Genomic DNA, 19410 nt, shown 5'->3' with positions numbered 1-19410 from the left:
GATCCCAATAATTAGAAAATCGTTCTGATATGTGGGAGTTGACGCCAATGAATCCGCTTATGGGCGTTGCCTTCCATTGGCTGGGCGGCCTGGCCTCGGCCAGCTTCTATGTGCCCTTCCGCGGCGTGCGCCGCTGGTCGTGGGAGATCTACTGGCTGACCGGGGGCGTGTTCTCCTGGCTGTTCGCGCCGTGGTTCTTCGCCTCGCTACAGACCCGCGACCTGCTGGGCGTGATGGGCCAGGTTCCCCCGCACATCGCCGGCCTCTGCATCCTCTTCGGCGTGCTGTGGGGCTTCGGCGGCCTGACCTACGGCCTGACCATGCGCTACCTCGGCCTGTCGCTGGGCATGGCCGTGGTGCTGGGCCTGTGCACCGTGTTCGGCACCCTGATCCCGCCCCTGGTGCGCGGAACCTTCGCCGACGCCCTGCTGAGTTCGACCTCCGGCCGGATCATCCTGCTGGGCCTCTTGATGACCGTGGCCGGCATCGTCGTCGTGGCCTGGGCCGGCGCCAAGAAGGACGGCGACCTGTCGCCCGAGGAAAAGCGCGCGGCCGTCGCCGAGTTCGACTTCAAGAAGGGCCTGGCCGTAGCGATCTTCTCAGGGGTCATGAGCGCTTGCTTCGCTTTCGGCCTGGCCGCCGGCGAGCCGATCAAGGACATCTCCGCCGCCGCCGGCACCGGCCCGCTGTGGACCGGCCTGCCGGTGCTGTGCCTGGTGATGTTCGGCGGCCTGATCACCAACGGCGTCTGGTGCGCCTTCCTGATCGCCAAGAACCGCAGCGCCGGCCAGTGGATCGGCCGCGCCTCCAGCGGCAAGGAATCCGCCGACAAGCCGCCGCTGCTGGCCAACTATCTGCTCAGCGCCCTGGCCGGCGTGGCCTGGTACTTCCAGTTCTTCTTCTACACCATGGGCGAGAGCCAGATGGGCAAGTTCGGCTTCTCCAGCTGGACCCTGCACATGGCCAGCATCATCATCTTCGGCACGCTCTGGGGCTTTGCCTTCAAGGAGTGGAAGGACGCCCGCCCCGCCGTGCGCAACATGGTCTGGGCCGGCGTGGCCCTGCTGGTCGGCGCCACCGTGGTCATCGGCTACGGCAACATGCTGGGGGCGTAAGCCCCCTTCCCTCACGGCTCGATCGGCCCTCACGTCTCGATCGGCACGAACGGCTTGGTGTTGGGATAGATCAGTTCGACCGGCGGTTCGCCCTCGCCCGGCTTCTTCATGCCGTAGCCGTTCACCGGCTGCGAGCGGTTGATCCAGGCGGTGTAGTAGAGGTGGTCCGAGCGGGGATCCTCCGTATTCGGATGCAAGAGGATCGTCAGGCCAAGGCTGTTGAGTTGCAGCCACGGCAGGATCACGTGCAGCAGGTCGTTGGTGAAGCCGAAATAGAACGACGGCGTCACATGCGGCCCACGCGGGACCTGGTTCCAGTCGCCCAGCTCGACGACGAAGCGTTCCGACACCCAGCGGCGCAGCAGGGCCGCCTTCTGCGAGGTGTCTTCGTCGAAATAGACGTGGGCGTGATAGCTCTTGATGTCGGTATAGGCGCGCGGCTGCTGCGGCAGCGGCGCCTCGCCGGGCCGGATCGAGACCGGCTGGGGCGTGGCCTGCTTCCAGGTGTCGTAGCCCCACAGGCTCTTGCCGCCGGCCGGCGCGCGCGGCTGGCGCGCGGGCGGCGGAACGGGCGAGCCCTCCTGCGCCTTGGCCAGGCCTGGCGCGACGACCCCTGCGGCGGCCGCCGCGACGCCACCCGCGAGCAGCAGGTTTCGGCGCTGGATCTCGGGCTCGTCGTTCGTCGCGACGCGGGCGTTGGGGGTCGGATCGGTCATCAGGAAACTCACACGGACGAAGCTTGGCTTGCGCCCATCAGGCCTCCCGACGGCCGCAGTCACAATTCAGATCAATTCAATAGGAATTCAGAAAAGCTGACGGTTGCTTGACCCGGCTTGCCGTTACGCACGAGTTTGCGCCCGCCCGTTCGACCTTTCAGGACCGCCCGTGCCCGTAAGCTTCCCCCTTCCCGCCGCGACGCCCACGACTTCACTTCGGGAGCCGGGCGCGTGACGAGGCTGAGGCGGCGCGGCCTGGCCTCGATAAACTCCGAGGTCCGCGACGGCATCCTGCCCGCCGCCGACGGCGTCACCCGCGCTCCGGCCGCGCCCGAGGTCGATATCGCCAAGCGACCGCCCTATCGCCTGGTCGCCGTCATCATCGCCTGCGCGCTGTTCATGGAGCAGATGGACGCCACGGTGCTGGCCACGGCCCTGCCGACCATGGCCCGCGATTTCGGCGTGCCCGCCACCAGCCTCAGCTCGGCCCTTACGGCCTATCTGCTGGCCCTGGCGATCTTCATCCCCGCCAGCGGACGCCTGGCCGATCGCTTCGGCTCCAAGACCGTGTTCCGCCTGGCCATCGCCGTCTTCGTCGGCGGCTCGGTGCTATGCGGCCAGGCGACCAGCCTGCCCTTCCTGATCTTCGCCCGCTTCCTGCAAGGCGTAGGCGGGGCGATGATGATCCCGATCGGACGCCTGGTGCTGCTGCGCTCGGTGGCCAAGCAGGACATGGTCTCGGCGATGTCGTGGCTGATCATCCCGGCGCTGATCGGCCCGATCCTGGGACCACCGATCGGCGGCTTCATCGTCACCTACCTGGACTGGCGCTGGATCTTCTATCTGAACATCCCGATCGGCGTGCTGGGGATCGTGCTGGTCACCCTGTTCATCGACGAGGTGCGCGGCGAGACGCCCGTGCGGGCCGATCCGGTCGGCTTCCTGCTGTCGGGGCTGTCGCTGGGCTGCCTGCTGTTCGGCTTCGAGATGACCAGCCGCGACGGCGAACTGCCAATGGCCCTGGCGCTGATCGCCGTGGGCCTGGTCGCCGGCGGTCTCTACCTGCGCCATGCGAAGCGACGGTCCGACCCGATCCTGGACCTGTCGCTGATGGCCGTGCCGTCCTTCAGATTGTCGGTGATCGGCGGCTCGCTGACCCGCATCACCCAAGGCGCCCAGCCCTTCCTGCTGCCGTTGATGCTCCAGCTGGGGTTTGGCATGACAGCGGCGGCCAGCGGCACGATCACCATCGCCGGCGCCATCGGTTCTCTGGCGATGAAGAGCCTGGCGCCGCGCATCCTGCGCCGGTTCGGCTTTCGCAACAGCATGATCGTCGGCGGCCTGGCCGCCAGCGCCGGTTACGCCGTCTGCGGTCTGTTCCGGCCCGGCTGGCCGATCTGGCTGATCTTTCTGACCCTGATGGTCAGCGGCTTCTGCATGTCGTTCCAGTTCACCGCCTACAATACCATCGCCTATGACGAGATCCCGCCCGAGCGGATGAGCGCGGCGACCAGCTTCTACGCGACCTTCCAGCAGCTGATGCTGTCGCTGGGGGTCTGCGCCGGGGCCCTGGCGCTGCACGTGGGCATGCTGGCGGGCGGTCATTCGGGTCCGAGACTGGCCGACTTCACCCTGGCCTTCCTGATCGTCACGGCGATCTCGGCCTCGGCGATGATCTGGAACCGGCGGTTCGCGGCAGACGCCGGCGCCGACCTCAGCGGCCGGCGCCGGGACTAAGGACTAGCCGCAGGCCCGGCAGGCCTCTTCCTGCGCTTGCCGGGCGCCGCCACGACGCACCGCCAGCACCAGGATCACCCCGGCTGCTGCGGCGGCGACGGCGTAGGCCGGGGCGCTGAGCGGACCCAGGCGATCGACCAGCAGGCCGCCCAGCACCGCGCCCAGCGCGATGGCCACCTGGAAGGTCGAGGTCAGGAGGCCGCCGGCCAACTCGGCCTGGTCGGTCGCCGCCGAGGTCGCCCAGGCCTGGAAGCCGACGGGCAGCATGGCGAAGGCGAAGCCCCAGAGCGTCAGCGCCAAGGCCGCGATCCAGCCGACGCTTCCCAAGGCGACAATCGCCGTGGCGGCGAGCGCGATCAGGCCCGCCCCGCCCAGGATCGACAGGCGCGGGTCGCGGCCGACCAGCGCCCCACCGGCCAGGTTGCCGAAGAAGCCGGCGACGCCGAAGGCCAGCAGGCTGAGCGAGATCGCCGCGACGTCGAGGCCGGCCACATCCTCCAGCACGGGGCGGACATAGGTGAAGCCGGCGAAGTGTCCCGAGATCACCAGCAGCACGCCGACCAGGGCGGTCGCCACCGCCGGACGTCGCACGACCTCGACCAGGCCGCCCAGGCGCGGAACCGAGGTCGGGGCCAGGCGCGGCAGGGTGAAGGCTTGCGCGGCCAGGGCGGCCAGACCCACGATCCCCGCGATGACGAAGGCCGCTCGCCAGCCCAGGGTGTCGCTGACGAAGGCTCCGACCGGCGCGGCCGAGACGGTGGCCAACGACACGCCGGCGAAGATCAGCGACATCGCCTTGGGAATCGCCGCCTTGGGCACGAGCCGCATGCCCAGGGCCGCGGCCATCGACCAGAAGCCGCCCAGGGCCGCGCCCAGCAGCACCCGGGCGACCAGCAGCACCGGCAGGTTGGTGGCGAAGATGGTCAGCAGGTTGGAGACCGCCAGAACGAGCATCAGGCCCAGCATAACAAGACGGCGATCGAACCGGCCGGTCAGCACCGGCGTCAGCGGCGCGGCGAACGCGCCGACCACGGCCGTGGCCGTCACCGCCTGTCCCGCCGCCCCGACGCTGACCCCGAGGTCGGCGGCCAGGGGCGTCAGCACGCTGGCGGGCAGGAACTCCGACGTCACCAGGGCGAAGACGCCCATGGTCAGGGCGATCACCCCTGGCCAGAGGGCGGGCGGCTCGGCCTCCGTCGCCAGATCCACGTCGTCGACGTGCTCGGCCAATACTGAACTCTGCATGCTACCCTCCACCGCGGCAGGCGGGGGGCGACCCGGCCTGGACTGGTCGGATAGGTAAGGCTGCGACCTGACCTTTACCGCTCCCTGGCCGGCCAGAAATTCAGGGCGGGAGCGCAGAACTTCTCAGGCGACGTCGGCGACTCGGGCCCAGAGCAAAACATGCCGCCATTCCAATGCCTTACTATCGACTTGAGCGCCCCCGATAAGACTATTGAACCTTACTCGCTTGGCCTGGGCGTGGAATTCGACGTCGCCCTCTGGACGGCGAACCGCGACGGGGTTTGAATCCCCTGCGCTCGCCATGCGTTGGATGTTCGGAGGAAACGCCATGTTCGAGACCCGCACCTTCCGCGTCCACGCCCTGCACGACGGCTGCGACCACGCCCACGGCGTCGACGCCGAAACCTTCGAGGAGGCCGCCGTGGCCTTCATGGAGGCCTGGCATCCCGAGGTGGACTCCTATGGCCAGGCGTCCGTCGTGGTCCGCGACGTCGAGACCGGCGTCGAGCACTGCTTCCGCGTCGACTTCGAAAGCGGCGAGACCTCGGCCTGCCAGTAGATTTCGCAGGAGCCGCGCCATGGGCCCGTGCGTTGGTCGATCATGGATATGCACATGACCGACCCGATCGCACCGCCGAACCCTGATCCAACGCCCGGCCGTCCGCCGCTGGAAATTCCGCCGGACGGCCCACCGCCCGAGATCGACGATCCGGTCGTGCCCTTCGAAGATCCGCCCGAGCCGCCGCCGATCGATCCCGGCGACCCGCGCCCCTACGACACGCCGCTGCGACAGTAGCCGGTCAGTCGGTCTCGTCCTTGGCGTCGGGCGCTGGGCTCCAGTCGTAGCCCTGGCCGAGCACGCGCTTGCTGAACCAGTCCATCTGGACGTTCACCTGGAACAGCCGGTGGCGCAGCTCGCGGAAGTTATGCGGCTCGCGCGGGGCCAGATAGAGCTCGGTCTCGACGCCCAGCGCCTTCAGCGCCCGGTGCAGCATCACCGACTGGGTCCAGGGCACGCGTTCGTCCTCGGCGCCGGCCAGGATCAGGGTCGGGGTCCTGACCTTGTCGAGCTGGCTGAGCGGGGAATTGTCGACATAGAGATCGCGGCGAGCGGCCGAGCCGTAGGGCGGGGTCACGAACCACTCGCTGCGCTGCCAGCGGGTGTCGGACGTCAGGTACATCGACGGCCAGTCGACCGCGCCTGCGCCCGAGGACGCAGCCTTGAAGCGGTCGGTGACGGTAATCAGGCGGTTGGTCATGTGGCCGCCGGCGCTCCAGCCCATGACGCCCAGACGATCGGGATCGACCAGGCCCTTGGCGACCAGGTTGTCGACGCCCGACAGCACGTCCTTGTCGGCGTGTCGGAAGTAGCCGGCGTTCATGCCTTGCAGGAACTCGTCGCCGTAGCCGGTGCCGCCGCGGTAGTTGACGCTGAGCGTCATCACACCCTTGGCCGCCAGCAGCGGGTTGAAGCGGCCATAGGCGAAGATGTTGAAAACATCCGACGAGCGCGGCCCGCCGTGGCTCTGCACGATCAGCGGGTAGCGGCGCCCCGGCTGGTAGTCGAGCGGATAGGTCACGAGGCCTTCCAGGGCCTGGCCGTCGGGCGCGGTCCACTGGATCGCCTCCTGGCGCGGCAGGCGGAAGCGGGTCGCGATGTCGTCGTTCAGGTGAGTCACCTGCACCGGCGCCGGCTTGGCTGGATCGATGCGGAAGATCTCGCCCGGAGAGGTGGCCGAGGCCTTGAAGTAGACCACCGTCTTGCCGTCGCGGGTCAGGGTGACGTCGCCGGCGGCGTGGTCGCCCCGCGCCAGCGGCCGCACGGCCTCGCTCTTCACGTCGACCGCGAACAGTTCGCGGCGAACGCCGGTGGTGGCGGTGATGTAGATCTCGCGGCCGTCGGCCGACCAGACCGCGTCCTCGATCTCGTAGGGCAGACCGTGCGCCAGTTCGCGCGGCGCGCCGCCGGCGGCCGGCAGGATGAAGAGGTTCGGATTGACCGTGCCGTAGCGGCCGTTCTCAGCCGTGGCCAGGAACAGCAGCGAGCGGCCGTCGGGCGACAGGCGCGGCGTGCTTTCCTGGAAGTCGTTGTCGGTCAGGCGGCGATCGGCGCCCTTCCCTTCCTTGAGCCACAGCTCGGATTTCGGATTGTCGTCCAGCAGGTCGGACGGCGCGCGGCGGTAGAGGATGGCCTTGCCGTCGGCCGACAGGTCGAAGGCCTCGACCTCGAACTCGCCTTCGATCACCGGCTCGGCCTTGCCGTCGGCGAGCGTAATCCGCCAAAGCCGCCCGCGCCCCTGCGGGGTCTCGAACGACAGCATGTCGTCCTTTTCGCGCTTGCGCTTGGCCAGGGGCTTGCCGTCGGGCGCGGCGGCCAGGAAGTAGATCGCCGAGCCGTCCGGCGACCAGCGCAGAGAGGACGGGCTGGTGCGGACCTTGCCCAGACGCCTGGGCTCGCCGCCGTCGATGGGCGAGATGTAGATCTGGCGCGTGGTGTCGCCGTCACGCTTGGCCACGAAGGCGAAGCGCTTGCCATCCGGCGCCCAGGCCGCGCCCGAAGCAGGCCCCTCGACCATGCGGCGGGGGTCCGAGCCGTCTAGGCCGATGCGCCAGAGGTCGTCCTGAACAGCGTTGGCCTTCCAGTCGACGCGGCCGACCGAATAGAGAACGAACTGGCCGTCAGGCGAGACCTTCGGATCGGAAAGCTTCTCCAGCCCGACCAGGTCCACGGCCGTCATGACGCGGGGGGCGGACCAGGCCGACGGCGCGGAAAGCGCGAGCAGGCCTCCGGCGGCGAGGGCCGCCAGGCGGGAAAGGGTCATGGGAAGCTCCGGAGAAAGAGGTCGCCGGCGCCCGAAGGCGCCGGCGAGAGGCGTCAGAACGCCAGCTGCAGGCCCAGGGTGAAGGTCCGGCCGGTGACGCCGTAGACGGCGCTGTAGTTGTAGTCGTTGCCCGACTCCGTGCCGCTGGGCAGGAACGGACCTTCGTTGTCGAACACGTTCCGCACGGTGCCGAACACGCGCAGGTCCTTGTTCTTCGGATCGGGCGAGAACCGCACCGACAGGTCGTGACGCCAGAAGGCGGCGACGTTGGAGAACAGCGGCGTGCCCCGGCCGGCTTCGGCGTAGGCGGCGGCCAGGTCGTTGTCGTCCACGGCCTTGCCGATGTAGGTGGCCGACCACTGCAGGTTCCAGTGGCTGTTGCGCCAGGCGATGCTGGCCCTGCCCTCGTGCTTGGACGAGCCGACCTCGCCCAGGTCGTCGTTGAGGATCGTGCCGTCGATGCCCTGGTAGCGGGTCTCCAGCTTCAGGCGACGGCCGTAATTGGCCCGGAAGGTGAAGTCGCCCGGCACGTTCCAGCGGTCGAGGTCGAAGCGGTAGCGCACGGCCACGTCGACGCCGCTGGCGCGCAGGTCGTCAAGGTTCTCCTCGAGGTTCAGGATACGGGTGATCTGGCCCTCGGCGTCACGGGTGATGACGTTGCAGAACCGGTTGTCCGTACCGCCGGTCGAGCCGTAGCACTCGGCCATCAGTTGGGCGTTCGACAGCGACGAGATCGCGTCCGAGATCTTGATGTCGTAGTAGTCGAGGCTGAGGTTGAAGCCGCGCAGGAACGTCGGCTGCAGCACGAAGCCGACCGTCAGGGTGTCGGCGGTTTCTTCCTTCAGGTCGACATTGCCGCCGTTGGGCGCGTTGACGCTGGTCACGTCCGAGACGAACGAACCATTGGCCGCGATCGCCGCGGCGATTCCCGGGTTGGCGCGGCAGTTCTGCGCGATCGTGCCCGACGAGTTGGCCGTGACGCCCGAGCAAATGTCGACGATCGAGTCGAAGTCGTCACGCGGCGGCGAGTATAGCTCGGTGGTGTCGGGCGCGCGCTGGGCCCGGCTCCAGGCCGTGCGGAAGCGCAGGCTCTTGACCGGCGCCCATTGCAGGCCGGCGCGATAGCTGAGCGTCGTGCCGACGTTCTGCAGGTTGTAGTCGGCGACGCGCACGGCGCCGTCGATTTCCAGGCGATAGGCGAACGGCAGATCCTTCAGCAGCGGCGCGGAGGCCTCGATGAAGGCTTCCTTGGTCTTCACCACCCCGCTGTATTCGGGAATATAGGCGAAGTTGGTCAGGCCGTTCTGGGTCAGCTCGTCGGTGGTCGTGCGGGTCTTGTCGCGGCGCAGCTCGAAACCGAACGCCGTCTGGATCGGACCGGCCGGCAGCTGGAACAGCTCGCCGGTCATGTGGCCCTCGACGGTGTCCTGACGGTTCTGCGGCCGGTACCAGACGTTGGCCCGGATGTAGTCGGCCATTTCCGGCGTGATCGAGCCGACGCCGAACAGGTTCAGGGGCACGCAGCCGTCGGCGCGGGCCGCGGCGTCCCGGCACTGGACCACGCCGGCCGACGTGCGCTCGGCGTTCAGGGCGTTCTTGACGTTGGCCATGTTCAGGCCGTTGCGGCGGACCTGATAGCCGTCGTACTCGCCGTAGCCGTAGGTCAGGCCCCAGTCCCAGTCGCCGAACGCCTTGCCCTCGGCGCCGGCCCAGCCGCGAAGGGTGGTGCGGCGGTTGTAGATCTCCAGCTCGCCGACCTCGGTCATCCGACGACGGAAGTTGATCGTGGTGGTCGCCGCCGAATAGATCGCGGCGGGCACGAACGGGTTGGTCCGCGAGATGTTGCCGATCGTGAACTCGTCGTTCACGCCGTAGCTCGTCGAATTGTAGAGACCGTAGGGCTCGCGCACCGAGTTGGTGGTCACGCGCGAGGCCTGGAACTGGGCCCAGATCTTCAGGTCGGGCGTGACGTCATAGGCGATCTTGAGCGCGCCGGACGAACGCTTGGCCGGGGTGATCAGGGTGCCGTTGGTGCGGGTCTCGTAGCCGTTCACCGCGGTGACGAAGTTCTGCTTCAGGCCGCCTTCGTCATAGTAGAAGGCGTTGGTGCGGAAACGGCCGCCCGGCGTGTAGGTCGACAGGTCGGGGCCGCCGACCGTGTTGGTGTCGGGATCATAGACCACCGACTGGAGCGCCCACTTGCGGTCGGTCGCCTTCAGGGCGTCCTGCTTCTCGAAGGTGCCGCCGGCCATGACGAACAGCTTGTCGTTCAGGAAGCGCTTGCCGGCCGCGATCGAGTATTCGGTGCTGCTGCCGCCGCCGTCGTCGGTCGCGCCAGCCACCACGCGGGCTTTCACGCCGTCCATCTTGGAGGTCGTGATGATGTTGACGACGCCCGAGATGGCGTCCGAGCCGTAGACGGCCGAGGCGCCGCCCGTGCTGACCTCAATGCGGTCGACGAAGAACTGCGGGATGGAGCTGAGGCTCACCGCGTTCATGTTGCCGGCGTTGGACACCGTGCGGTGGCCGTCGATCAGGGTCAGGGTGCGGTTCTGGCCGAGGCCCCGCAGGCTGACGGTGGACAGGCCGTTGTCCTGAACGGCCGACTGGCTGGTCGACAGGTTCACGCCGATGTCGACGCCGGGCATGTCGGTCAGGGCTTCGGCGATGTCGACATAGCCGCTTTCCAGCAGGTCCTCGCGCTCGATCTCGACGACCGGCGACGGGCTGTCGAAAGTGGTGCGCCGCAGCCGCGAGCCGGTCACCACAACTTCTTCAACTTCGACAGAAGGGCTTTGATCTACGGCCTGGAACGAGGCCGGCTGCAGGGTGGCGGCGGGCGCGGCGCCCGGGGCGCGGACGATCAGGGCGCCGGCGCCGTCCTCGACCACTTCCAGGCCGGCCGAACCGGCCATGCGGCGAGCGGCTTCCAGCGGGGTGTATTTGCCGACCACCGCAGCCGAGCGGCGGCCCGAAACGGTCTTGGGCGAGAACAGGATGTTGGTCCCCGTCTCCTTGCCCAGTTCACGCAGCGCCTTGTCCAGCGACTGCGCCTGCACGTCCACGGTCACGGCCTGGCCGAAGGCCGCCCCGGCCGTCAGCAGAACGCCCACCGCGGCCGATCCGGCCAGCATCCGGCGCAGGCGGCCGTCTTTCCCCATCGTCATGAAATTCTAGTCCCCTCTCGGCCCGACGTTTTCGGGCTTAAGAGGCCTGACGACGGAGGTCGATTTTTCCTCAGCAACTTTTTTCGAGCGGCCCAGGCGACCGGTTCATGCCCCGCCGCGCGGCTCGATCAGCAGGCCGCCGCCGCTGACGCGGACATCGAGATCGAGCAGCGTCGCCACCGAACGGGCGAAGGCCTCGTTGTCGCCGGCCTTGTAGACGCCGCTGATCCGCAGGCTCTCGAGGGCCGGATCCGACAGCTCGATGCGCCGGCGGCTGTAGCGGTTCATCTCGGCCAGGGCCTCAGCCAGGGTCTGGTCGTCGAACACCGCCTGGCCGAACCGCCAGGCCGTGGCCGACTGCACGTCGGCGGTCTCGCGGCGCGCAGGCCCCTGCCCCGTCGCGATCACCCGCTGGCCGGCCGAGGCGGTGATGCGCCCCGACGGCTGGCCCGGCGTCATGACCAGCACCTGCCCCTCGACCGCGACCACCGACACCGTCCGCGACAGCACCGAGACCCCGAAGGCGTCGCCGCCTTCGCCGACGATCTCGCGTCCCTCGGCGGCCACCACGAACGGACGCGCCGGGTCGCGCGCGGCGCGGAAGAAGGCCCTGCCCTTGTCGAGACCCGCCCGGCGCTGGCGGCCGTCGATGCGCACGCTGAGCCGGCTGTCGGCATCGAGCAGCACCGAAGAGCCGTCGTCGAGATGCAGGGTTCGCGTCTCGCCCACGCTGGTGGCGTAGACCTCCGGCGCGAAGGCCAGCCAACCCAGACCGACGGCCGAGACGCCGGCGCCGGCCAGCACCGCCCGGCGAGCCAGGCGCGCCGGCCTGCGCGGCGTCGCGGCGGCGATCTCCGGATCGTGGCGCAGGGCCCCGGCCAGTTCCCAGGTCGAGGTCAGGGCGTCGAAGGTGGTGCGATGGTCCTCGGAGCGATCCAGCCACGCCTTGAAGCCGGCCTCGTCGCCATGGGTGCGTGAGTCGCTTCTCAGGCGCGCCAGCCAGTCAGCCGCTTCGCGGCGGACGGCTTCCAGATCGCGCTGCGGCTTCACCACGTCTCGGTCCATTTCGTCAGGAACAGGGCCGCCTTGGCCACGTGTTTTTCAACCGCGCTGACCGTGATGCCCAGCCGTTCGGCGATCTCCCGATACTTCAGCCCTTCCAGCCGGTGAAGCAAAAAGACTTCGCGTGTCCGAGGACTGAGGCGCGCCAACCCAAGCTTGAGCCGCGCCAGGCGCTCCCGCGCGCGCAGGACTTCGTCCTGCAGCGGACCCGCGTCGGCCAGGGCGTCCTCGACGAAATCCAGAGCCTCTTCCGGGCGGCGGGCGCGCTGGCGTCGCTCGTCGATCGCCAGGTTGACCGCAGCGCGGGCGACGAAGCCTTCCGGATTGCTGAGCGTGTTGGCGCGCCGGTATTCCAGCATGCGCACCATCGCCGACTGCACGACATCCTCTGCGCCCGAAGGATCACGGGTGATGCGCGTGATCCGGCGCACGAGCCCGCGCCACCCCTCGTCCTTCAAAACCGCTCGCCTCTGCCCGCCCTCGGTGGCGCGCTTCTTCTGTTCCGGCGCGCCGATCCGTCAACACTCTAGCTCTGCAAGCGGACGCCCGGCGCGTCAACTGCCCGTCATGCAGGCGCCGGAATAGCCGAGCAAAGACAAGGCGCAGAACCACCGCAACCCCAGATGAGGGGCCTTTTGCATTGCAACGCTCGCGCGCCAGGGCCAACCTCGACGCGCCCAGTCAGTGAGGAGTTCGTCGATGACCCACCCCGTCCGTTCGATCCTGGTGGCCACCGACCTCAGCGCCCGCAGCGACCGGGCCGTCGACCGGGCGCTGGAGTTGGGCCGCGAGTGGAACGCCGACGTCCATGTGGTGCACGCCATCGAACGGGACGCCCCGACCACGGCGCTGGACGTGCGGCGGGTCCTGCCCGATCCGGGGGCCAAGGCCGGCGTCAGCCTGCCCTACGGCCCCGCGCCCAAGGCCATCACCGACACCGCGCGCGAGATGGGCAGCGGCCTCGTCGTCACCGGCGTCGCCCGCTACAACGATCTTGGCGACTACCTGCTGGGAACGGCGGTGGACCACGTGGTGCGCAACGCTCCCTGCCCGGTCCTGGTGGTCAAGCAGAGGGTTCACGGTCCCTATCAACGCCTGCTCGTGGCGTCGGACTTCTCGAAAGGCGCCAAGGCCGCGCTGCTGACCGCGGCGGCGCTGTTCCCCGAGGCCAGACTGCATCTGGTCCACGCCTATCACGTGCCGTTCGGAAGCCGGATCAAGTCGGACGACGTCCGCGAAATCGCCCGCTCGGAGGCGCAGCAGAACCTGGACGCCCTGCTGGCCGATCTGCCCGAAAAGGTGCGCGGCCGCGTCGAACCTCACCTGGCGGCGGGCGAGCCCGGAACCGTCCTGGACGAGGTCGCCGGCAACGTCTGGCCCGACCTGGTGGTGATCGGCGCACGGGGAGTCAGCGGCCTGGTCCAGGCCACGCTCGGCAGCGTCGCCTCTTCGCTTCTGCAGCGCATCGCGGCGGACACCCTGGTGGTCAAGGAAGGCTAGGCCTCTTCCGAGGCCTCGTCGCGCGCGAACTCGGTGCGGTCGCGGAACAGCGCCGCCCGTCCCAGCAGGATCAGGGTCACCGGCGTGGTCACGGTCAGGAAGACGCCGATCAGCAACTCCCGCGGCATGAACCGGCCCTCGACCAGCGTGAAGAACAGGATCGAGGCGGCGACGATCAGCGCCATCCCAAGCGTCGCGCCCAGGGTCGGGGCGTGCACGCGCTCGTAGAAGGTCCTGAAGCTGCACAGGCCGACAGCGCCGAGGAAGGACAGCGCCGCCCCGGCGACGGCCAGCAGGCCCACCGTCACGCAGGCCCAGGCGGGAAGGTCGGCGACGCTCATTCGATCACCTCGCCGCGCATCAGGAACTTGGCCAGGGCGACCGTGGCGGCGAAGCCGAGCATGCCGATGATCAGCGCCGCGTAGAAATAGATCGCGCCGCCCGTGCGCACCCCGAACACCAGCAGCAGAAGCATGCCGTTGAGATAGAAGGTGTCGAGCCCCAGCACGCGGTCTTGGGCCCGGGGGCCGCGGGCGGCGCGCCAGGCGGCCATCGCCATGGCCGCGACCAGCAGCGCCTGGGCCAGGGTCAGGCACCAGAACAGGATCGCCTGGCTCATTCGAAGATCTCCATCAGGCGGCGCTCGTAGCGGTCCTTGATCAGGCGGATCCACTCTTCCTCCTCGACCAGGTCCAGCACGTGCAGCAGCAGGCGGCCGGTGGCGCTGTCGTACTCGACCCACAGCGTGCCGGGCGTGGCGGTCAGGATCACGGCCAGCACCGCCAGGGCGTAGCGGTCCTTCAGGTCGAGCGGCACGTGGATGAAGCCCGAGCGGCGCTCATGCCGCCGCCGGCCCAGGATGATCGCCGACACCGCCCAGTTGGAGCGTAGCACGTCGATCAGGACGCAGCCGGCCAGGGTGATGATGGCCCGGGGCGAGCGGATGCGGATGGTCTGGGCGTCCAGAGCCCGCATCACCTGGGGCGTGGCCAGCGCCAGCACCGCCGCCAGCGCGATCGCCGGCGGCTCGACCGAACCGCTCATCAGCAACGAGGTCACGAACAGGCCAAGCGCCAGCAAGGGATGGGGAAGAAGCGCGCGGATCATGGCGTAGTCCCCAGCACGGCGCGGATATAGGCGTCGGGACGGCCCAGCCACTCGGCGGTGTGCTCGGCGAACCCAAGCCCCGCGCCGCCGAAGATCGCCAGCAGCACGCAGGCCGCCAGCAATCCGCCCATCCCGGCCAGCTCGGCCGCGCCGACCACCAGCTCGGGCGCGTCCTCGTCACGGGCCCACAACGCGCCCACACCCAGGCGCGTCAGGCCGATCAGCCCTCCCAGGCTGGACAGCGACAGGCCGACGATCACCGCGATGCTGGCCGGTCCGATCGAGCGCGCCAGGGCGTCCAGCATGGCCAGCTTGCCGACGAAGCCCGACAGCGGCGGCAGGCCGGCGATCATCAGGGTGCAGATCAGGAAGGCCCCGCCCAGCGCCGCGACGGCGGCGGGGATCACGAGGCCGGGCTCGTTGCGCTCGTCGTCGTCGAACGGGTCGCGGTACTCGTCGTCGAACACCGCCCGTTCGCGCTGACCGCCGGAATCGACGCCCCGCTGCAGCACCTCGGCCAGCAGGAACATCGCCCCGCAGGCCAGGGTCGAGCCGATCAGGTAGAACAGCGCCCCGCCCAGCACGGCCTGGTCGCCAACGCCCGCCACGGCCAGAATGGTGCCCGACGAGACCATCACCGCATAGGCGCCGGCGCGCGACAGGTCGCGGGAGGCGATCAGGCCCAGGGTTCCGAAGGCCAGGGTCGCAAGGCCCATGACCAGCAGCCACGACTGGCCGAAATGGGCCGAGGCCCCGGCGTCGTCGCCGAAGGCGAGCAGGCTGAGGCGCAGCACCACATAGACGCCGACCTTCGACAGGATGGCGAAGGCCGCGGCCGACGGCGCGCTGGCGGCGGTGTAGGTCGGGGCCAGCCAGAAGCCCAGCGGCCAGGCTGCGCACTTGATCAGGAAGGCCGTGCCCAGGATCGCCGCGCCGACGTGCAGCAGGCCGCGGTCGTCCGGCGCGATGGTCCGCACCTTCAGGGCGAACTCGGCCATGTTCAGCGTGCCGGTCACGCCATAGAGCAGAGACACGCCCACCAGGAACAGCAGCGAGGCCGTCAGGTTGATGGCGATGTAGGTCAGGCCAGCGCGGATCCGTGCGTCGCCAGAGCCGTGCAGGGCAAGGCCGTACGAGGCCGCCAGCATGATCTCGAAGAAGACGAACAGGTTGAACAGGTCGCCGGTCAGGAAAGCGCCGTTGACGCCCATGATCAGGAACAGGAACAGGGCGTGGAAGCGCGGCCCGGCCCTATCCCAGCGCGCCAGGGCGAAGGCCAGGACGCCGGCGCCCAGAACGCTGGTCAGGGCCACCATCATCGCCGACAGCCGATCGGCCACCAGCACGATGCCGAATGGCGCGTGCCAGCCGCCCAGGCGATAGACGCGCGCGGTGTCGCCGCCGTCGGCCGCGCCCGTCATGCTCTCGTGCAGCAGGGCAAGGGCGACCAGCAGGATCGCGGCCATGGCGGTCAGGCTGATGACGCTCTTCAGCCGCCGGCGGCGCTCGTCGAACAGCAGCATGGCCGAGGCCATGACCATCGGCAGCAGGATCGGCAGCAGGATCAGGTGATGGTCCCAGAGGCTCATTCGGCCGGCTCCCGTCCATCGACGTGGTCGCTGCCGGTCGCGCCGCGCGAGGCCAGCAGCACCACCAGGAACAGGGCCGTCAAAGCAAAGCTGATGACGATCGCCGTCAGCACCAGGGCCTGGGGCGTGGGGTCGGCATAGAGCTCCGGATGCTCGGCGCCCTTGGCCGTGATAGGCGGCATGCCCGAACGCAGACGGCCCATCGAGAAGATGAACAGGTTCACCGCATAGGACAGCAGCGACAGCCCCATGATCACCTGGAAGGTGCGGGGCCGCAGCAGCAACCAGGTCCCGGCGGCGGACAGGACGCCGATGGCGGCCGCGAGCACGAACTCGGTCATGCGCCCTCCTCCGCTTGCTCGGTTTCGGCGTCGTCCTTGGCGCGGCGCAGCGACTGGTGGGCCAGGGCCACCAGCATCAGCACCGTGGCGCCGACCACCAGCAGCACGACGCCCAGGTCGAACACCACGGCGCTGGCCAGGGGCACCCGGCCCAGCAACGGCAGCTCGACATACTTGAAGGCCGAGGTCAGGAACGGCCGGTTGAAGCCGATCGCCACCAGGCCGCAGCCGGCGGCGATGGTCAGGCCCCAGCCGATCCAGAGGATGGGGCGCAGCAGCAGCCGCTCCTCCACCCAGCGCGCGCCGTTGGCCATGTATTGCAGCAGCACTGCGATCGACAGCGCCACCCCGGCCGCGAAGCCGCCGCCCGGCAGGTCGTGGCCGCGCAGGAAGAGGTGCACCGCCAGCACGATGACGAACGGGAACATCCAGCGCATGACGACGCGCGGGATCAGCATGGTGTCGCGCAGGGCGTCGACCGCCTTGCGGCCTTCGGCGACCGGGCCGGTTCGCTCGCGCGCCTGCTTCTGGTTGGGCGCGGGCAGGCTGTCGCTGGCCGGGCGGAAGCGGCGCAGCAGCGCCAGGACGGTCAGGCCGACGATGCCCAGCACCGTGATCTCGCCGAAGGTGTCGAAGGCGCGGAAGTCGACCAGGATCACATTGACGACGTTGCGCCCGCCGCCCTCGCTGTAGGCCCGCTCGACGAAGAAGCGCGATATGCCCTCGACCATCGGCCGGGTCATGACCGCGTAGGAAATGAAGGCCAGGGCCAGGCCGACGACGGCGGCGACCACCAGGTCCACCCGACGGCGACGGCGCGAACGCGTGAGCTCGGCCTGCGAGGCCTGGATGTCCTCGCGCCGCTTGGGCAGCCAGCGCAGGCCCAGCAGCAGCAGCACGGTGGTGACCACCTCGACCAGCAGCTGGGTCAAGGCGAGGTCCGGCGCCGACAGCCAGACGAAGGTGATGCAGCTGACGAGGCCCGCCCCGCCCATCAGCACCACCGCGGCCAGCCGGTGATACTTGGCCTGCCAGGCGGCCGCGATGGCGCACGCGCCGCCGGTCAGCCAGAGGCCCGCGAACACGACCTCGGCCGCGCCGGGCGCGGACCACGAAGGCCGGATCGCCACCCCGCCCGCGAAGGCCGCCGCAGCGCCCGCCGCCAGAGCGGCCAGGACGACGAGGCGCAGCTGCGGCTGCATCCGCTCGGTTCCAAGGCGGCTCTCGACCCAGCGCGCGCCCTTGACGATGCCCGTCATGGCCTTCTCGAAGAGATAGCCGCCGTTGAGGCGCTTGAGCCCCCAGGGTCCGCCGCGCGGATTGTTGTTCAGTTTCTTGCCGAAGACGGCATAGGCCAACACGCCGCCGGCCAGGGCCAGCACGCTGAGCAGCAGCGGCATGTTGAAGCCGTGCCACAGCGCCAGGCTGTAATAGGGCAGATCATCGAAGCCCAGCACGGCGACGGCGGCGCTGCGCAGGAACGGTCCGACGGTCAGGGCTGGCAGCACGCCGACCAGCAGGCACAGCGCGACCAGGATCTCGACCGGGCGGCGCATCCAGGCCGGCGGCTCGTGAGGAACCTTGTCCAGGGCCGTGGGCGGCGGGCCGAAGAAGGTCGCCAGGATGAAGCGCAGCGAATAGAGCACGCCGAACGCGCTGGCCAAGGTCGCCAGCACCGGCAGGGCCTTGTTCAGGGCGTGGCCGTCGCTGCCCGCCACCACCTCGGCCAGGAACATCTCCTTGGAGAGGAAGCCGTTCAGCAGCGGCACGCCCGCCATGGCGGCGGCCGCGACGATGGCCAGCGTGCCGGTGATCGGCATGAACCTGTAGAGGCCGCTCAGCTTGCGCATGTCGCGCGTGCCGGCCTCGTGGTCGATGATGCCGGCGGCCATGAACAGCGACGCCTTGAAGGTGGCGTGGTTGACCGTGTGGAAGATCGCCGCGATCGCCCCCAGCGGCGAGCCCAGCCCCAGCAGCAGCACGATCAGGCCCAGGTGGCTGATGGTCGAATAGGCCAGCAAGCCCTTGAGGTCGTGCTGGAAGATGGCGCACCAGGCGCCGATCAGCAGCGTGGCCACCCCCGCCCCGGCCACCACGAAGTACCAGAGCTCGGTCTGGCCGAAGATCGGCCACATGCGCAGCAGCAGGAAGATCCCCGCCTTCACCATCGTCGCCGAATGGAGATAGGCGCTCACCGGCGTCGGCGCGGCCATGGCGCGCGGCAGCCAGAAATGGAACGGGAACTGGGCGCTCTTGGTCAGGGCGCCCATCAGCACCAGCGCGAGAGCCACAACGGACCGGGGATCGCCGAGAATGACGCTCTTGGCGGCCAGCACGTCGTCGAGGTCGTAACTGCCGGCGATCGACCCGATCAGGATCATGCCGACCAGCAGGCACAGCCCGCCCAGCGCCGTGACCGTCAGGGCCATGCGCGCGCCTTCGCGGGCCGAGGGGTTCTGGTGCCAGTAGCCGATCAGCAGGAAGGAAAAGAGGCTGGTCAGCTCCCAGAAGACCGCCAGCTGGATCAGGTTGCCCGACAGCACCACGCCCTGCATCGCGCCCATGAAGGCCAGCAGAAACGAGAAGAACCGCGGCACCGGGTCCTTCGGCGACATGTAGTAGCGGGCGTAGAGCACGACGAGCGCGCCGATCCCCAGGATCAGGGCGGCGAAGATCCACGAAAGGCCGTCCAGCCGCAGGATCAGGCTGACGCCCAGCGACGGCAGCCAGGGAATCGCCAGCCGCAGCACCTCCCCGTCCGCGAACCTCGGCCAGAGCGCGGCCAGGCTCACCAGGGAGACCAGCGACACCAGCCACGAGAGAATCGCCGCCGCCGTACGCGCATGTCGCGGAAGGCCGGCCGCCACGGCCGCGCCGAGGAACGGCGCCGCCAGGATCACGAGAAGGAGCAGGTTGGAAGACAAAACGGTTGGGGGCCTCCTGCCACGGAACGGGTCTAGCCGGGGTCCGACGCCTTACAGGCCTCGATGACCACCATAGGAAGACCGT

At 69.2% G+C, this 19410-nt stretch carries 17 protein-coding genes; 5 read left to right on the top strand and 12 right to left on the bottom strand.

From position 1 onward, the window contains the following. The first annotated feature begins 47 nt into the window (after positions 1-47). Positions 48-1115, top strand: coding sequence for an L-rhamnose/proton symporter RhaT (rhaT, locus tag ACODR1_RS16860; protein WP_488881483.1), 1068 nt, complete (start codon positions 48-50; stop codon positions 1113-1115). Positions 1116-1144: 29 nt separating this feature from the next. Here the strand turns inward: rhaT and ACODR1_RS16855 are convergent, their stop codons facing one another. Beyond that, positions 1145-1831, bottom strand: a complete 687-nt coding sequence (locus tag ACODR1_RS16855) for a DOPA 4,5-dioxygenase family protein (protein ID WP_488881482.1) — start codon at positions 1829-1831, stop codon at positions 1145-1147. A 231-nt stretch (positions 1832-2062) separates the two neighbouring features. Between ACODR1_RS16855 and ACODR1_RS16850 the strand changes: the two genes are divergently transcribed. Further along, on the top strand, positions 2063-3568 hold the full coding sequence (locus ACODR1_RS16850; RefSeq protein WP_488881481.1) for a DHA2 family efflux MFS transporter permease subunit: 1506 nt from the start codon (positions 2063-2065) through the stop codon (positions 3566-3568). A gap of 3 nt (positions 3569-3571) precedes the next feature. Here ACODR1_RS16850 and ACODR1_RS16845 read toward each other — a convergent pair whose 3' ends face one another. Further along, positions 3572-4813 (bottom strand): MFS transporter, encoded by a 1242-nt coding sequence (locus ACODR1_RS16845; RefSeq protein WP_488881480.1) that lies wholly within the window; start codon positions 4811-4813, stop codon positions 3572-3574. 328 nt (positions 4814-5141) lie between these two features. Here ACODR1_RS16845 and ACODR1_RS16840 point away from each other — a divergent pair, with 328 nt between their 5' ends. Together ACODR1_RS16840 and ACODR1_RS16835 are read left to right on the top strand one after the other, a co-directional pair. Next, a complete protein-coding gene (locus tag ACODR1_RS16840; protein ID WP_101717966.1) occupies positions 5142-5372 on the top strand; it encodes a DUF5961 family protein in 231 nt (76 codons plus the stop codon). Between the two features lie 54 nt (positions 5373-5426). Further along, the gene (locus ACODR1_RS16835; RefSeq protein ID WP_488881479.1) at positions 5427-5609 is read left to right on the top strand and encodes a hypothetical protein; all 183 of its coding nucleotides are present in this window, start codon (positions 5427-5429) and stop codon (positions 5607-5609) included. 4 nt (positions 5610-5613) lie between these two features. Here ACODR1_RS16835 and ACODR1_RS16830 read toward each other — a convergent pair whose 3' ends face one another. The 4 genes from ACODR1_RS16830 to ACODR1_RS16815 all read right to left on the bottom strand — a co-directional run bounded on the left by ACODR1_RS16830 (position 5614) and on the right by ACODR1_RS16815 (position 12322). After that, positions 5614-7635: an alpha/beta hydrolase family protein gene (locus ACODR1_RS16830; protein ID WP_488881478.1), complete on the bottom strand. Its 2022-nt coding sequence runs from the start codon at positions 7633-7635 to the stop codon at positions 5614-5616. 53 nt (positions 7636-7688) lie between these two features. After that, complete coding sequence (locus ACODR1_RS16825; RefSeq protein WP_488881477.1) at positions 7689-10802, bottom strand: TonB-dependent receptor; 3114 nt, start codon at positions 10800-10802, stop codon at positions 7689-7691. A 105-nt stretch (positions 10803-10907) separates the two neighbouring features. After that, positions 10908-11855 carry a FecR family protein gene (locus tag ACODR1_RS16820; RefSeq protein WP_488881476.1) on the bottom strand — a complete coding sequence of 316 codons (948 nt, stop codon included), beginning with the start codon at positions 11853-11855 and terminating at the stop codon, positions 10908-10910. Then, positions 11849-12322: an RNA polymerase sigma factor gene (locus ACODR1_RS16815; protein WP_101717971.1), complete on the bottom strand. Its 474-nt coding sequence runs from the start codon at positions 12320-12322 to the stop codon at positions 11849-11851. The genes ACODR1_RS16820 and ACODR1_RS16815 overlap by 7 nt, the downstream gene beginning before the upstream one ends. Positions 12323-12563: 241 nt before the next feature. Between ACODR1_RS16815 and ACODR1_RS16810 the strand changes: the two genes are divergently transcribed. Further along, positions 12564-13364, top strand: a complete 801-nt coding sequence (locus ACODR1_RS16810) for a universal stress protein (RefSeq protein ID WP_488881475.1) — start codon at positions 12564-12566, stop codon at positions 13362-13364. Here ACODR1_RS16810 and mnhG read toward each other — a convergent pair. The 6 genes from mnhG to ACODR1_RS16780 are packed head-to-tail and all read right to left on the bottom strand — an operon-like array spanning position 13361 to position 19325. After that, on the bottom strand, positions 13361-13705 hold the full coding sequence (mnhG, locus tag ACODR1_RS16805; protein WP_488881474.1) for a monovalent cation/H(+) antiporter subunit G: 345 nt from the start codon (positions 13703-13705) through the stop codon (positions 13361-13363). The two genes, ACODR1_RS16810 and mnhG, sit on opposite strands and share 4 nt — an antisense overlap. Continuing rightward, positions 13702-13983, bottom strand: a complete 282-nt coding sequence (locus ACODR1_RS16800; protein WP_101717974.1) for a K+/H+ antiporter subunit F — start codon at positions 13981-13983, stop codon at positions 13702-13704. Before ACODR1_RS16800 ends, mnhG begins: the two co-directional genes overlap by 4 nt. Then, positions 13980-14471: a Na+/H+ antiporter subunit E gene (locus ACODR1_RS16795; RefSeq protein ID WP_488881473.1), complete on the bottom strand. Its 492-nt coding sequence runs from the start codon at positions 14469-14471 to the stop codon at positions 13980-13982. Before ACODR1_RS16795 ends, ACODR1_RS16800 begins: the two co-directional genes overlap by 4 nt. Beyond that, positions 14468-16060, bottom strand: a complete 1593-nt coding sequence (locus ACODR1_RS16790) for a monovalent cation/H+ antiporter subunit D (protein WP_488881472.1) — start codon at positions 16058-16060, stop codon at positions 14468-14470. The genes ACODR1_RS16795 and ACODR1_RS16790 overlap by 4 nt, the downstream gene beginning before the upstream one ends. Further along, positions 16057-16401, bottom strand: coding sequence for a Na+/H+ antiporter subunit C (locus ACODR1_RS16785; protein ID WP_488881471.1), 345 nt, complete (start codon positions 16399-16401; stop codon positions 16057-16059). Before ACODR1_RS16785 ends, ACODR1_RS16790 begins: the two co-directional genes overlap by 4 nt. Next, positions 16398-19325, bottom strand: coding sequence for a monovalent cation/H+ antiporter subunit A (locus ACODR1_RS16780; protein ID WP_488881470.1), 2928 nt, complete (start codon positions 19323-19325; stop codon positions 16398-16400). Before ACODR1_RS16780 ends, ACODR1_RS16785 begins: the two co-directional genes overlap by 4 nt. Positions 19326-19410: the final 85 nt, after the last annotated feature.

The sequence above is a fragment of the Caulobacter sp. FG7 genome, from assembly GCF_057808875.1.
This window is presented reverse-complemented; position numbering and strand designations above follow the sequence as displayed.